The sequence below is a fragment of the Blautia sp. BCRC 81119 genome, assembly GCF_003184505.1.
Taxonomy (GTDB): domain Bacteria; phylum Bacillota; class Clostridia; order Lachnospirales; family Lachnospiraceae; genus Blautia_A; species Blautia_A fusiformis.
The window spans coordinates 1-14,237 of record NZ_QJHD01000030.1 but is presented as its reverse complement, the minus strand read 5'-3'; the positions used below and the strand labels follow the sequence as shown (position 1 = coordinate 14,237).

Below are 14,237 nucleotides of genomic sequence, written 5' to 3'. Positions count from 1 at the left end.
TGAAGGGAAACCCCGAATTGCGATGGAGCATACTGGCCGATACTATGAAGCCGGTTTTTCCTTTTCGTTTATCTACTTATAATCCTTTTACAAACGCAACTGCATTTTTTATATCTTCTTCATCTGGATGCCCTTTTGCAATTCCACCAACCAGTTTAAATGGACCAAATGTGTCATAACCCTTGCACCCGAATTTTCCTATCACTTTGGAACGCTTCTTGTCCAAAATCTGCTCAATAGATTTATAATTCGCACTTCCACCATAAGTACAGATCAGAAATACCTTTTTGTCGTCCGGTAGATTCTTCTCTGCAAATCCCAATAATGACTGATGAAATTTTGAAAAATAGATTCCTGATGCAAACCCAATCATATCATAACTGCTCAGATCTGCATCGGGTTGTTTTACAGCATCAATCAAATCAACCTGACACTCTTCTGCTATGCTCTTTACTAATTTTTCTGTATTTCCATGATGTACCGATGCATATATGATTGCTTTTTTCATTTGTTTTCCTTTCTGCCTGCGCCATCAATCAGGTCATAACTCATGTCCAAAAAGTCCAGTATCTTTGCTTTACTGACCGAACCATCCAGTAAAATCGTGATCCAGTGCTGCTTGTTCATATGGTATCCAGGTAAAAATCCATGCGTCTGAATAATCATATTCGTCATGTCCGGATCACACTTTACATCCATGATATCAACCGGATCTTTTCCTTCTAATCCCAGTTTTGATTTTTCAATAGTCATGATCACTGCATACCATTTTCCGTTTTTATGTCGGAGTACTGCACTGTCTGGCGATTTACTCCATAAATATTCTGGGACTGTTCCGTACTGTTTCTGCACATATTTAAAGATTTCTTCCGTCTTCACAATCTATTCAACTCCTGACGTTTCTGATATCCTACCTATAATCATACCACATTTTCGGATTCCGAACTACCTGCCAAATTCTTTTGCATTTTCCCGGTTTTCCTATTCTCATATGCCAGTTCAGCAAGAATATGTTCTATTCAGCTTCAGGAAAGAGACCAGGCCAAAGAAAAAACGATAAATTAATTCGCACTGGGTAATTTTCTATGTTTCAAATTGATCTAAACCATACACACAACGCTTAATTCTACCATGATCCGCCCTGTTCCCGGAGGTATGGAATACTTTCCTTAAAACTCTTTGCAGAATTTTTGATAAATTTCCTTTTTTTGCTTGCAAAAGAGCAATTCATCTGTTAAAATGGTGACTGTTGATAAAAGGAGGTGCTATTCATGGCTAAATGTGCAATCTGCGATAAAGGAGCTCATTTCGGAAACAATGTGAGTCATTCCCATAGAAGATCCAACAAAATGTGGAAATCTAACGTTAAATCCGTCAGAGTAAAAACAACTGCCGGCGGAGCAAAGAAAATGTATGTATGTACTTCTTGTTTAAGATCCGGAAAAGTTGAAAGAGCGTAAGTAATATCGTATGCCCCCGTAGAATGCGGGGGCTGTTTTTTTATCTTTAAGACAGATAAATTACAAGCGGGAAGTATGCCAGGTGCACACTTCCCGCTTATCTGCAAAACATATGATATCCGCATAGCAGACATATGACTGCCATTGCGATCACAATAAAATTCTCTGTAATAAGGATACCAAGAACCATGCCCACACCAATAAAAAACAGCATAAAACCAGTTAGCTTTCCCACTCCTGTCTGCTCATTTCCTGTTTTTTATTACAGTATATGCATGAAATCTAAATGGAATACTACTCTTCTTTCCCGTCTGTATCCTCGGCATTGCCTGCACCTGGTGCAAAACGGTTCACAAAATCCGGCACCATATCCAGAACCTTGGTAAGGCCATCCTGATTTTTTACGTTTACAAGTTTGGTGCTTCCATTCTGGATCACAAGCACTGCACAGGGAGACATCTTTCCGGCAAGACCTCCGCCGCCATTGTTCTTCTTGTCCCCTTCAAAAGCTCCGGCTCCCACGCCGAAGGATACATCGACCAGAGGAAGGATAATGGTATCGCCTACATGAATGGCATCGCCAACCACTGTCTTGGCCGATACAAAGCCATCCATTCCTTTAAATAATGAATTCACGGTATCTTTGAAATTATTCTCTTTCTCCATGATTTACCTCCTTATGTCTCCATCGGTGGATGACGTATTTTATATTTTTATTGAAATAAAGCTTCGCTGCTGTTGTGAGAACTACAATTCCATAAATCCTTCCCTTTAACATGATCTCTCCCTCAAGAACATTTTCATTATCAAAAAGGGGCGCTGCTTCGATCTTGTTTTTATGAAAAGGAATCGTCATTCCTAATACAGCCAATACCATACCTGTAACTGCCGGATCTTCATTGCCAAATGTGATCTTTCCGGTGATCCTTGTCGGAAGCACATGATAAATCAGTTTTTTTGCATTTTTCCACAGAAAGGAAAGAGCCTCTCTGGTTCGGGGATGGTCTAAAAATTCCTTCCACCAGTTTATCTTATCACAGAAATTCCGGATTGTTAATGCAAGACTTTGAATTTTTTTCAGAATCCTTTTGGGGATTCCAAGAAAATTCTGTACGATTCGGAACAGCTTTCCAACTGTCATTTTTATTTTTCCCACTATATTCAAAATTAAATCTGCAATCTTTGTCCGAAGCCTCTTTTCATCTTCCGATATTTCTTCGGAAATCGATATCGGCTCCATTATTACATTTTCCGAAATTTCATTTATATCTTCAACAGTATCTTCCTGAGGCTCAGACATTTGCAGCTCTGCGGTATCGTTCTGATTTTCGCTTTTTGATGTCTTTTCATGACTTCCAGAAGCCTCTGTCTGTTTTTTTGCATTTTGATTTCCGGAGTTGGAAAGAGCTCTTGGTTTCTTTTTTTTACGAAACAGATTTTTAAATTTTTCCAAAGGAATCCCTAACAAACATATTTTTGTTTTCAGAACGCCCTGCTCCCAGAATACCTGTGCAGAAATTATATGAAGCAGCCAGCTCACTTCACCGAAAGCATGTATTTCCCGAAGACTATCCGTACGGTCTTTTTTTAAATTCCCTCTGTATCTGATTGGACAAAATAAAAGAAGCAGCAGGATCAGAAAGATCAGCCCGATCAGAATCCCCAGAAGGATCAATATCCATTTTATTATCAGCCATAATATATGCAGCATTGGTTCACCTGTTTTTCAGATATTCTTTTATTTTAAAATTTCCAGTTTCGGTATAAACCTGTTCGATCATATCCTGTACCATCTGTATAGCACCGGATTTTCCTCTAGCCATTCCAACGATCAAAGGACAGGTGGCTCTGGCGCTTCGCTGTACAAGCATGCCTGCGGGAAGAATTTCCAAAATATTTCCGGGATTATCAGACAAAGTAACAACGTAGATATCCGGCACGAATTTACCAGCAGTGATCCTGGTTCTTATTCTAGTAGGATTTTTTACATCATTTCCTATGTAATAGTTTTTCATCCATTTCAGCAATCTGCCCTCACCTCCGTTATAATGCCAAACAGGGCTGCGTATGTACACAGCCCTGTCCTGTTGTTAAAAATACTTCTGCTGTTTCGCCCAGACGCCTTCACTTCGCATTTCCAGATACTCCTGATAGGCCTGTTCCACGATATGCTTCTCGTTGGAAAAACGGAGAAGATGATAGATCTCATGAAACTTATAGTATCCGGAATCTACAAAATATTCCTCTCGCTGGGGTTTGCTATGATAATTATCAGCTATCATGAGATACCAGTGTACCTCTTTCATTACCACATCCTCCGGAACGGTGAAATTATACTGGCTCTTACCGATATATTTCACGATAGAGGCCCGAACACCTGCTTCTTCCATTACTTCACGTAAAGCAGTCTGTTCAAAAGTCTCTCCTTTTTCTACAGTTCCTTTGGGAAGCACCCATCCTTCATAACGGTTCCTGTAGGATTTATACAATGCCAGAATCTTACCCCGATGAATTACCACACCGCCACAGCTTGTTGCTTCTATCATATTGCAATCCTCCTGTAATGCGTGTGTCTTTTGCACTGGCTATAGTATACCTCTTTTTTACCTTATAGGCAAGGGGCAAGAAGCAGATACTGTTCTCAATTTAATCGAAATAATATGCATCAAAAACATCGGCCGCAATGGGAACTGCCGCTTCGCTTCCGGTTCCGCCGTTTTCCACGATCACTGCAATGGCGATATCCGGATCATCTACATTAGAATAACCCACAAACCAGGAATGACTGGAACCATTTTCATCAAACTCCGCAGAACCGGTCTTTCCGGCAACAGTATATCCTCGTCCATTCAATGCGGAAGCCGTACCGTTTTCAACTACATTTTTCATTAGTTTTCCAAGGATATTGGCTTCATTTCTTGTCATCAGACGTTTGTATTCTGTTTTTTCTGTTTCCCTGACCGTATCACCGGAATTATTCACAATCTTATCGATCATAGTTGGCTTCATCAGTACACCATCATTGGCGATGGCACTTGTGATCAATGCCATATGCATCGGAGAAACAAGAGTGTTACCCTGGCCGATCGAGGTCTGCATCACAAGTGCATTCGGAGAATCTTTATCAAGGGTAAAGCGACTGGTTTTATAGGAATTCAGCGGAAGCGCCCTATTAAAGAGCAGATCCTCTGCAGTACTTTTCAGAGTATCTCCTCCCAGACCAAGTCCCATATCTGCAAATGCACAGTTACAGGAATGTGCAAATGCGGAATAAAAATCCTCCTGTCCATGTACTGCACCATTGTAACACTGGATCGTGTGGTCATCCACTGTGATACTTCCCTGACACAGATAGGAATATCCCTCCAGTGATCCCTTTTGTCTGAAATAATCCAGTGCCGTGACGATCTTAAATGTTGATCCCGGAGGATAAGCTCCATTGGTTGCACGGTTTAAAAGGCTGCTGTTACTTTCATCATTAACAAGGGTATCCCAGTTCTGTGCGATCGTGTTCGGATCAAAATCCGGTTTGCTCACCATAGCCAGGATACGTCCGGTGGATGGCTCCAGTACAACTACCGCTCCTCTGCGGTCTCCCAGAGAATTGTATGCTGTTGTCTGAAGATCTGCATTCAGACTGGAGATCACGGTATCACCCTGATTCTTTTTTCCCAGGAATTCATTTTTCATCTGTTCCAGAAAAAATGAATGGGAGGTGAGAAGCTGGAAATTTGCTTCCGATTCCAAACCGCTCTTACCATTGGTATCATATCCTACTGCATGTGCAAAAATATTGGAAAACGGATACGTTCTCTCTTCTGTTCCATCTTCATACACATTGGTCTGTGCCAGGACCTCACCATCCGAAGACTGGATACTTCCACGTACTACCCGGTCCGAAAATGTATCCTGACGGGTGTTGTACGGGCTGTTGATAAAATCTTCGCTTTTTATGGCGTCAAAATAAACCAGATATCCGATCAGACTGACAAAGATCAATATAAAGAAGGCCGATACAAAAGTTAAAGGCCGGTTCTTTTTTCTACGGAGTCTGGCGATTTCTCTTTCTCTCAGGCGTTGCTCTCTTTCCTCTTCTTTCAATCGTTTCTTTTCGCTGCGTTTCAATTTGTTCGTCCTCATCTTCCCTCAGAATATACAGTCCCTGAATGATCGCAAGCATCAGGATGGTACACATGACAGAACTGCCTCCGTAACTCACCAGCGGAAGTGTAACTCCTGTCATTGGAATAAACTTGGTTGCACCGCCGATGGTCAGAAATACCTGAAAAGCATATTCTGTTCCGAGCCCCAGTGCGATCAGTTTATAAAACGGATTCCTGATCTTTAGTGCAATAGTAACGATCATCAGAAAAAAGCTTGTGCATACAAGAATCAGGCAGATGGCAAAAATGCCACCCAGTTCCTCGCAAATAGCACTGAAGATAAAATCATTTTTTACGACCGGAATCTTCTCCGGAGAGCCCTGACAAAGTCCCATTCCAAACCAGCCTCCGGTTCCGATCGCAAACAGAGACTGCACGATCTGATAACCTTCATTTTGATAGACAGCCATCGGATCCTTCCAGGCACTGACTCGCTGACGGACATGTCCAAAAAGATGATATGCGATCACCGAACCAACGCATCCTCCGCCAAGTCCCAGAAATAAATAGCTCGGATTTCTGGTTGCAACATAGATCAGTACAAGGTAGGTGACAAAAAAGATCACTGCACTACCCAGATCCCTGGAAAGAACCAGGATCCCTACATGGATCACTGCAACGATCGTAGCCAGTACTACTTTGCGAAAATCCACCTTGGTACACAGAAGTGATGCCATAAAAAATACGAAGGTTATCTTGATCACCTCGGAAGGCTGGATTCCCATAAGAGAAAGCTTTGCACCGTAGCTTGTGCTTGCCAGAACAAGAACTGCCGCCAGAAGTACAATACCAATTCCGGCATAAGCCCATGTAAGATCCTTTAAAAATTTCATTTTTCGTATCATTACCGGTATCACCAGTGATACTGCACTACCTGCGGCCACGATCAGAAGCTGCTTAGTTGCAGACGGAAGTGAAAGCCGGCAGAGCATGATAAATCCTACGCTCAGGAGCATACACATATTATTTAAAAGAAGCAGCGATGCATTCTGATAAATAATTCGATAAAGGATCTGGATCGCTGCAAAAAAGATCATCATTTCGATATAGAACAGGATGACCCTGAAATCCATGCTTTTTAAATAGATCACAAGAAATGCTGTAAAATCAATAAAAAAGATCATGGTCAGCTGCTGATGGAGCAGTTCTCTCTTTTCTTCCTCATCCTGCCGCCACACCATATAAAAACAATGAAAGGTATAGACGATCATCAATGTGAGGATCACATACTTAGATAATTCTGTAATTACATTAATCATACACTTTTACTCGGCTCCTCTTTTAAAATGGCCTTTTGTATACCTGCGTCCGGAAGGTTTTCCGTTTTCCTGATAAACCGTCCGGAATTCTTTCAGGATCGCTTTTGCTTTCTCTGGCTCTTCGATCGTAAATGCCAGTCGCAAAGAGTGAAGGTTCAGTTTTTTTACCTGATCTTTTTCACCCGGAAGTCCGTAAGGAATGCTGTTATAAATGATATTATAACAGTATTTTGCTTTTTCGGAGATGTTTTTTCCCCATGGATCACAACTGCATTTTACCGGAAATTCACTGTTATAGCGGTCTTTCAGATAAGCCGTCTCATATTTTCCTGTACATCCGAAAAGATTCTTCCTTACACACTGCGCGGAAAGCATCAGTGGGATATAACCATATAAAAGCAGCTCCGAAGAAGTATTATCTCTGTGTTTCAGTTCACCCTCATTCAACTCAAGGGGGACTGTATTTCGAAGAACTCCCTCTTCCCGCCAGAAATCAACGCTCTGATCATTCCAGGTATACATGGATGCATCCAGGATACATTTTTCGCCATATCCCATTTTTTTCAGTATGGCGTAAGATTCCAGATTTCTTACCAGAAAACCCTTCATACCCTGCTCCAACCATTTTTGAGCTGATCGAAGCCACTTTTCGGGGATTTCTCCGCGATGGATATGTGGAGTAGAAAGATATAATTCACTGCTTGCAGCAAGTTCCGGTGAAAAATATTTTTCCATAGTATCAAAAGGAAAATAAAAACCTGTAATCCCCGGTTCGTTCAAAAGTACTTCCGCAGTATCCGAACGTTCACAGGATACATACACAGGCAGGCTGTCTGTTACCCTTCTGTGACAGGCAGCCTGATCCTTAGATTTCGTCGGCTGCTTCGTAACCTGTGCTCTCTTCTGACATCCGATCAGTGCTTCCCGCAGCTGACTCAGAGCATCTCTTCGTACTTCATTGAGAACTTTAACCGGAACAAAAATCCTTCCATTTATTTCAATGTTCAGATCCTCCCACTGAAAATCTGTATTTCCCAGTTTCTCCATCTGCTGACGGATCCTCTGTTCTTCCATTGGCTGATTTTTAGCAAACTGTACCTCACCGCCCATAGCAGTTACTGTCTGGCCCTTGCAGGTTATTTCCAGTATAACAGGACTTTCAGGAGAAAGTATTAAATTCCCATGAATTTTTTCTTTTATTTTTCTGATCTCCGGCTGGATATTACCGGATTTTTTTTCATTGGCAAAAGCCATCATTTCCGGTCCGCGATACATATCATAGTATCCTTTGCAGGATCCTCCACGACTGAAAAGCTCAAGAAGATACTTCCGGTCTTTTTCCTGAACGTGATATTCTTTTCCACTTAAATACATATCCAGATATTTTCGATATACTGCCGTGACGCCCGCTGTGTACGCCGGCTGTTTCATACGCCCTTCGATCTTCAGAGACATAACACCCGCCTCCAGGATATTCGGAAGAATATCCAAAGTGCAGATATCTTTCAGGCTTAATGCACAAAAATCCTTGTCTCCTTTATATTTTCTGTGATCCATGGTTACACTGTAAGGAAGCCTGCATGGCTGCGCACAGCGGCCACGGTTTCCGCTTCTTCCACCGAAAATACTGCTCATCAGACACTGGCCGGAATAGCTGTAACAGAGAGCTCCATGGATAAAAGTCTCTATTTCCAGAGGACTTGCCTTATGCATGGCAGATATCTCTTCCAGGGAAAGCTCTCTGGCCGGAACCACACGAGTTGCTCCCTTTTCCTCCAGAAACCGCATTCCCTCCAGTCCGGTTACTGTCATCTGTGTGCTTGCGTGAATATCCAGATCCGGGAAATTCCGGCGTATAAAAGAAAATACTCCCAGATCCTGTACGATCACCGCATCCAGACCTGCCTCATAATATGGAAGCAGATATTCAAACAGCTGATCATCCAGTTCACGGTTCTTCAAAAGTGTATTCACAGTAAGATATAATTTACGGTTATGGATATGTGCGGTCTCAATGGCAGTGATCAGCTCTTCCTGGGTGAAGTTCTGCGCATAAGCTCTTGCTCCAAAAGCCGGTCCTCCTACATATACCGCATCAGCCCCGGCACCAATAGCTGCCTCAAAGCTTTCATAAGAACCTGCCGGCGAGAGCAGTTCTGTTATCATATTTTTCAAAGTATTCCCTCATCTCCCATCTGTTAATCAATCCGATGACCATAAAACAAAAGAGGATTACCGAAGCAATCCCCCATCCTTATTTAAGCAGTTCATCAAGTTCTTTCTCCAGTTCCTTCACCTTACCGTCCAGAAGATTCTTCTGTTCCTGAGCTTCCTGTTCTGCCTTCTTCGCCTCTTCAATCTGCATTTTCAAAGAAATCAGTTCATGTTTCAGATCATACATCTCCTGGTCTTTCTGCTGCAGATCCTGTTCAAAAATCTCCGCCTGCTTCTTTGCCTTAAAATAATCATCTGTAATATTCAGACTGAGCAGTGTATGTTTGGTCTCCATGGCCTGTCTGGAGTATCCCGGCATCTGACTCAGCTCACTGATCTTATTATTCATATAGGCTGCAACCTTCTGAAAATATTCCTCGGACTCATACCCGCCCAGAGTAATGATCTTTCCATCGATAACAACCTGTGCTGTATTCTTTACCGCCATTCGTAAAGCCTCCTGAATTTATCTGTTACTGGTAATTTCCTCAATAACATTCCTCTGCATTGCCGGTCTTACAACCCGCAATTTCTTTTATTATAACTGATTCCCGCAAAAATGTATAGAAGTTTTTCTATTATTTTGTCGATTACAATATTTTCCTTAAAGATGCAAATGTTTTTCTCAATTATGAGTGTTGGCTTTCATGTGTTCGATCACCCTTTTCCAGGAATCAATACCGCAGGTTCCACTTACCTTTACGCCTGTGTTTTTCTGGAAAACTTTCAGAGATGCTTCTGTATCGTCTCCGAAATGGCCATCCACAGTAACACCAAGTACAGACTGCAGCACAGAAACTGCAACGCCGGAATTCCCTTTCCGGATGATCGGAAGCTGGGTCTCAAATTTTCCTGTCAGAACTACTGCCTTTTCTGAAGTCTGTACAGGATACACTGCTTTTCCGTTCCAGTCATAGATGGTGTAGCCCTGTTTCCACTCTTTCTTTGCATTCTCAAGGCTCTTGTATGCTCCAATCTGGCTCTTGCTGTCAGCCCAGGACTTTCTTGTGCGATAATACTTATCTACCGTTGGCGTGGTGGTCTCAGCTCCGATCAGTTGCTTGAACCGGTTCCAGTCACCTTTTGCACGGATCGCTGACGGGCAGTTCTTTGCGCATACATCATAATGCTGCACAACTCTGTCAGCCGGGATTCCCAGCTGTTTCATAAGCTGTTTGCACACCTGTACTGTATTCTGGAAAGCTTTCTCATAGTTATAGCCCGCCTGGACGCACATCTCGATTCCTACTGAATTTCTATTGTTGACAGTACCGAACAGCCGACCTCCGTAGTTGACGCCTACGTGCCATGCTCCACGGTTGTATGGAAGCGCCTGATACGCCTCTGTGTCGTCCACATATACATGTGCAGAATAGCCTTTAAAGTTTCCATCATGTTGAGCCTTAGCATGTGCTTTCGCATTTGCACCCTTGGCATAGTTATCTGTGTTGTGAATTACGATATATGCCGGTTTATGACCTGCATAGCTGTTGTTGTTACTGATAAGACTTGTGTTGATATTCATGGTTGTACTCTCCTTTTCTGTTTTTGATGTCTTATTTGATGCCTTAATAGATAATATGCCATTCAAAATGCTGATGATCTTCTGACCATAATTCCTGCCGGATACCTGAGCTTTTCCCATAATCTTTAACATATGTTTCCTCCAATAAAAAAAGACGATTACTCGCCTCCTAAAAATACTTGAATTATTTTTTTCGAAATGGTATATTGATAATACAAAGGAACAACCGCCCACAAGGGGTTGAACTCAGTGAATAGCGAAATAGAAATTCCACCCTACACTCAGCCAAAGTTTTGGGGTGGTTTTTCTATGTAGAAAATTACTTACAAAACGTCAAAACGAACGTAAGCAATGCCAGAATGAACATACCAAAAGCCATGAGGTCTTTGAAATCAAAATGATTCTTGTCCATCAGCACCACATCCATTCTATGTAGAATAGAGGTCAGCCACCCTGCAACACGATTGCTCCGTGTTCTATATTATCATATCGTCCTTTGATGTTCAACGAATTTCACAAAGGGATCACTCGCCCTCTGAATCTTTGTATTTCGTCCTGTCCCAGATACCTTTTACTTTTTCCCAACCGCCGGTCGCAACCAAATACACTACAAACGCCGCAATAATCGATGCGAAAATATAATACCAGGTGACAGCTGTCTTATAATACGTGCACAGGACTGCCAGTGCCACCGGACACAGGATCAGTGATGTGACCAGTGCTACAATACTTGTCGGGATCTTATTAAGTCCCGGGAGCTCTTTGATCACCTGCACAATAATCGATACCAGGAACGCCAGCACCCCGATCAGCGCCAGACCATATGTTACATACTGCATCATTACATTTACATTCATGTTCATTCTCCTTTTCTTTCCAGATCTTCTATTCTATGACATGAGCAAATGATTGTTTCCATGTAGTGTTTCCCTTCTCCGACTGTTGCACCGGCGCAATTACAGTTTAAAGCACATGTTTTGAAATTTCTTATAAGCATCAAAGTATAACTCGTGCTTATCTCCGTTATATGTCAGCTCATAATACATTCCATCCGGCACAGTCGTGCTCAGAAGTGCTTTACTGTTCTGTAATGTCTTACAACTCCATACCACGTACACATACTGTACTGTGATCTGTTTTCCATCGATCTTATCCATGTGTGAATTGGTATATTCAGCTACTTTTACTTTGCAAAGTCTTAAAAATTCTTCATTTCCCATTCCTTACCTCCTACACATGGTCAATTCTCGGAATTCCATACTCAACCGCACGCTCATGTTCGATCTTGCATCCTCTTGCTTTCTGCCAGTCTTTTGCAAAATAAGCGATATCGGCATCAGATAAAAACTCCAGGGACTTTCCAATGAACCACAGAGGTTTTGCTCCTACCGGTGCTGACTGGAAGAAAGAATCAATAACCTCTACAGGTTCTCTCAACAACTCTTCTGCCGCTTTGATTGCCACCTTTCGCTCTGCAAGAATCTCCTCGTCTGCTTTGCCACTCATTGGCTGACTGATAAATAATTTCTTCATTTCTTGTCCTCTCTTTCTTAAAAAAGTGTATAAAAATACCACCTGTCATTTTCTGACTGGTGGATAATTATTGTTTATTTTAAGTCTTGCATTCTTGTGTATATTATCGTAAAATACACATAAGATATCTTAATAAGAACCATTCGCAGTACCCATGATCTTTTAGATCGTACAGCTGAATGGTTCTTATTTTTTATTTCTTTGATAAACACCAATTATTTTTCTATCCTTGTACAATGCGATCTCTTCCAAAAAAGGAGAGATGTGTTGATCTGAACAGATTATTGACCTGCTCCATTATTTCGCCCTCTTTCAGCGGGCAATCCGTTATATCAAAAATAAAGTTTCCTGCCTGGCGCTTTTTCTTTTTTACCGCATTATACAGAACGTTTTTTCACCTGTGCTAATAGTCTTCAATTCAGATTCTCTGGTAACTCAGTTACCGAGTAATTCACTTTTTTTATGACCTTTACTTTGTCGATAAATCAGGACGAGGATATCCAAGATGGGTATATGCCAGCACGGAAGCCATTCTTCCACGTGGAGTTCTGTTAAGGAAACCTGTCTGCAAAAGATAGGGTTCATACACGTCTTCCAGTGTTCCGGAGTCTTCTCCGATCGATGCGGCAAGTGTTTCAAGCCCCACGGGGCCGCCCTGAAAATTCAGGATCAAGGTCTGGAGAATGCGGCGGTCTGTTTTATCAAGGCCATACTGATCTACTTCCAGAAGATCCAATGCGAAGCAGGCAACATCGTAGGTGATCACACCATTATACTTCACCTGGGCGAAATCACGTACTCTCTTCAGAAGACGGTTGGCCAGACGGGGGGTTCCTCTGGAACGCTTGGCGATCTCGGCAGCTCCATTGGGTTCGATTTCCACGCCAAGCACCTGAGCGGAACGTAGAATGATCGTCGTCAGTTCTTTTTTATCATAAAACTCCAGTCTCTGTGTTACGCCAAAACGATCACGAAGCGGCGCGGAAAGAAGACCTGCCCTCGTTGTTGCACCTACCAATGTAAACTTCGGAAGATCCAGACGAATGGAACGGGCGGATGCTCCTTTGCCGATCATGATATCGATAGCAAAATCTTCCATTGCCGGGTAAAGAACCTCTTCTACCTGTCGATTCAGTCTGTGTATCTCATCTACAAACAGCACATCTCCTTCCTGAAGGTTGTTCAGGATCGCAGCCATTTCGCCTGGCTTTTCAATCGCAGGACCTGATGTTACCTTCATATGTGTTCCCATCTCATTGGCAATGATCGCGGAAAGTGTAGTCTTTCCCAGCCCCGGAGGTCCATAAAACAGCACATGATCCAGTGAATCATGACGCTGCTTTGCTGCTTCGATATAAATTTTCAGGGTATCTTTTGTTTTCTGTTGACCAATATACTCATCCAGACTCTGAGGCCTTAAATTTCCCTCCAGGGAAAAATCCTCTTCTGTAACATCTGTTGTAATGATCCTGTTCTCCATTTGCTATGCTCCGTTCTATTTCATTTCAGTGCGAGCATGTTTGCTCTTACTCACGGCGGTGACATGCTCCCACCACTTAAATCTTACGATTTTGAAGTGGGGGCTTCCTGCTCGATTACCCTTTAGGGCAAAGCTAAAACAGGCTATCCCCGCGTGTCCCGCGGTTTTGTTTTTTATGTTTATCCGGTTACGGATTTTTTTCTTGTGCCGTCAGGCACATTCTTTATAGATTCTTTTTCCTTCTTCACGGATATTGACTGTTGCATTCACATCCCGGTCCATCCTATTTCCACATCCACAAACATACATTCTATCCGACAATGCCAATTCCTTTTTCTTATGTCCGCATACACTGCAGATCTTGCTGGATGCAAAATAACGGTCTACTTTTATAAGATGTTTTCCGCATTCTTCCAGCTTGTATCCCAGCATGAACAGAAACTGCCCGTACCCGTTATCCTGCACACCTTTCCCAAGGTGCAGTCCTCCGGACATTCCCTTCAGATTCAGATCTTCCACACATACTGCATCATATCTTTCCGCAAGCTCCCTACTGAGCTTATGCTGGAAATCTTTTCTCTGGTTCTTTATCTTTTCATGACA

General features: G+C 42.3%; 19 protein-coding genes. 1 reads left to right on the top strand and 18 read right to left on the bottom strand.

The window, feature by feature from the left end:
• Positions 1-76 precede the first annotated feature (76 nt).
• Both DMI82_RS16080 and DMI82_RS16075 read right to left on the bottom strand, forming a co-directional pair.
• Positions 77-508, bottom strand: a complete 432-nt coding sequence (locus tag DMI82_RS16080; protein ID WP_021651499.1) for a flavodoxin family protein — start codon at positions 506-508, stop codon at positions 77-79.
• Positions 505-879, bottom strand: coding sequence for an MmcQ/YjbR family DNA-binding protein (locus DMI82_RS16075; protein WP_110103925.1), 375 nt, complete (start codon positions 877-879; stop codon positions 505-507). The genes DMI82_RS16080 and DMI82_RS16075 overlap by 4 nt, the downstream gene beginning before the upstream one ends.
• A gap of 392 nt (positions 880-1,271) precedes the next feature.
• Between DMI82_RS16075 and rpmB the strand changes: the two genes are divergently transcribed.
• Positions 1,272-1,460 (top strand): 50S ribosomal protein L28, encoded by a 189-nt coding sequence (gene rpmB, locus DMI82_RS16070; RefSeq protein WP_015524898.1) that lies wholly within the window; start codon positions 1,272-1,274, stop codon positions 1,458-1,460.
• A 97-nt stretch (positions 1,461-1,557) separates the two neighbouring features.
• Here the strand turns inward: rpmB and DMI82_RS20120 are convergent, their stop codons facing one another.
• The 16 genes from DMI82_RS20120 to DMI82_RS16000 form a co-directional block, all read right to left on the bottom strand.
• Complete coding sequence (locus DMI82_RS20120) at positions 1,558-1,695, bottom strand: hypothetical protein (RefSeq protein ID WP_173740860.1); 138 nt, start codon at positions 1,693-1,695, stop codon at positions 1,558-1,560.
• 59 nt (positions 1,696-1,754) lie between these two features.
• Positions 1,755-2,126 (bottom strand): GerW family sporulation protein, encoded by a 372-nt coding sequence (locus DMI82_RS16065; RefSeq protein ID WP_015524896.1) that lies wholly within the window; start codon positions 2,124-2,126, stop codon positions 1,755-1,757.
• Complete coding sequence (locus DMI82_RS16060; RefSeq protein WP_110103923.1) at positions 2,110-3,171, bottom strand: DUF2953 domain-containing protein; 1,062 nt, start codon at positions 3,169-3,171, stop codon at positions 2,110-2,112. The genes DMI82_RS16065 and DMI82_RS16060 overlap by 17 nt, the downstream gene beginning before the upstream one ends.
• Before the next feature lie 4 nt (positions 3,172-3,175).
• The gene (locus DMI82_RS16055; RefSeq protein ID WP_110103921.1) at positions 3,176-3,487 is read right to left on the bottom strand and encodes a hypothetical protein; all 312 of its coding nucleotides are present in this window, start codon (positions 3,485-3,487) and stop codon (positions 3,176-3,178) included.
• A gap of 63 nt (positions 3,488-3,550) precedes the next feature.
• The gene (locus tag DMI82_RS16050; RefSeq protein WP_015524893.1) at positions 3,551-4,006 is read right to left on the bottom strand and encodes an NUDIX hydrolase; all 456 of its coding nucleotides are present in this window, start codon (positions 4,004-4,006) and stop codon (positions 3,551-3,553) included.
• A gap of 100 nt (positions 4,007-4,106) precedes the next feature.
• Positions 4,107-5,600 carry a peptidoglycan D,D-transpeptidase FtsI family protein gene (locus tag DMI82_RS16045; RefSeq protein ID WP_110103920.1) on the bottom strand — a complete coding sequence of 498 codons (1,494 nt, stop codon included), beginning with the start codon at positions 5,598-5,600 and terminating at the stop codon, positions 4,107-4,109.
• Entirely contained in the window at positions 5,503-6,882 is a 1,380-nt protein-coding gene (locus DMI82_RS16040) for an FtsW/RodA/SpoVE family cell cycle protein (protein ID WP_015524892.1), read from the bottom strand. The genes DMI82_RS16045 and DMI82_RS16040 overlap by 98 nt, the downstream gene beginning before the upstream one ends.
• Positions 6,883-6,888: 6 nt before the next feature.
• Positions 6,889-9,048, bottom strand: coding sequence for a peptidase U32 family protein (locus DMI82_RS16035; RefSeq protein WP_110103994.1), 2,160 nt, complete (start codon positions 9,046-9,048; stop codon positions 6,889-6,891).
• 88 nt (positions 9,049-9,136) lie between these two features.
• Positions 9,137-9,544, bottom strand: coding sequence for a cell division protein ZapA (locus DMI82_RS16030; RefSeq protein ID WP_015524889.1), 408 nt, complete (start codon positions 9,542-9,544; stop codon positions 9,137-9,139).
• A 177-nt stretch (positions 9,545-9,721) separates the two neighbouring features.
• Positions 9,722-10,753: a peptidoglycan recognition protein family protein gene (locus DMI82_RS19925; protein WP_227574080.1), complete on the bottom strand. Its 1,032-nt coding sequence runs from the start codon at positions 10,751-10,753 to the stop codon at positions 9,722-9,724.
• Between the two features lie 392 nt (positions 10,754-11,145).
• Positions 11,146-11,478, bottom strand: a complete 333-nt coding sequence (locus tag DMI82_RS16020) for a ribonuclease (RefSeq protein ID WP_110103919.1) — start codon at positions 11,476-11,478, stop codon at positions 11,146-11,148.
• 99 nt (positions 11,479-11,577) lie between these two features.
• Complete coding sequence (locus DMI82_RS16015) at positions 11,578-11,841, bottom strand: DUF6275 family protein (RefSeq protein WP_110103918.1); 264 nt, start codon at positions 11,839-11,841, stop codon at positions 11,578-11,580.
• Positions 11,842-11,851: 10 nt separating this feature from the next.
• Positions 11,852-12,154 carry a DUF4406 domain-containing protein gene (locus DMI82_RS16010; protein WP_022426487.1) on the bottom strand — a complete coding sequence of 101 codons (303 nt, stop codon included), beginning with the start codon at positions 12,152-12,154 and terminating at the stop codon, positions 11,852-11,854.
• 223 nt (positions 12,155-12,377) lie between these two features.
• Positions 12,378-12,539 (bottom strand): hypothetical protein, encoded by a 162-nt coding sequence (locus tag DMI82_RS20815; RefSeq protein WP_158526504.1) that lies wholly within the window; start codon positions 12,537-12,539, stop codon positions 12,378-12,380.
• An 84-nt stretch (positions 12,540-12,623) separates the two neighbouring features.
• Positions 12,624-13,634, bottom strand: coding sequence for a Holliday junction branch migration DNA helicase RuvB (ruvB, locus tag DMI82_RS16005; RefSeq protein WP_015524888.1), 1,011 nt, complete (start codon positions 13,632-13,634; stop codon positions 12,624-12,626).
• A gap of 210 nt (positions 13,635-13,844) precedes the next feature.
• A partial coding sequence (locus tag DMI82_RS16000; RefSeq protein WP_146207178.1) for an RNA-guided endonuclease InsQ/TnpB family protein occupies positions 13,845-14,237 on the bottom strand: 393 nt, incomplete at its 5' end.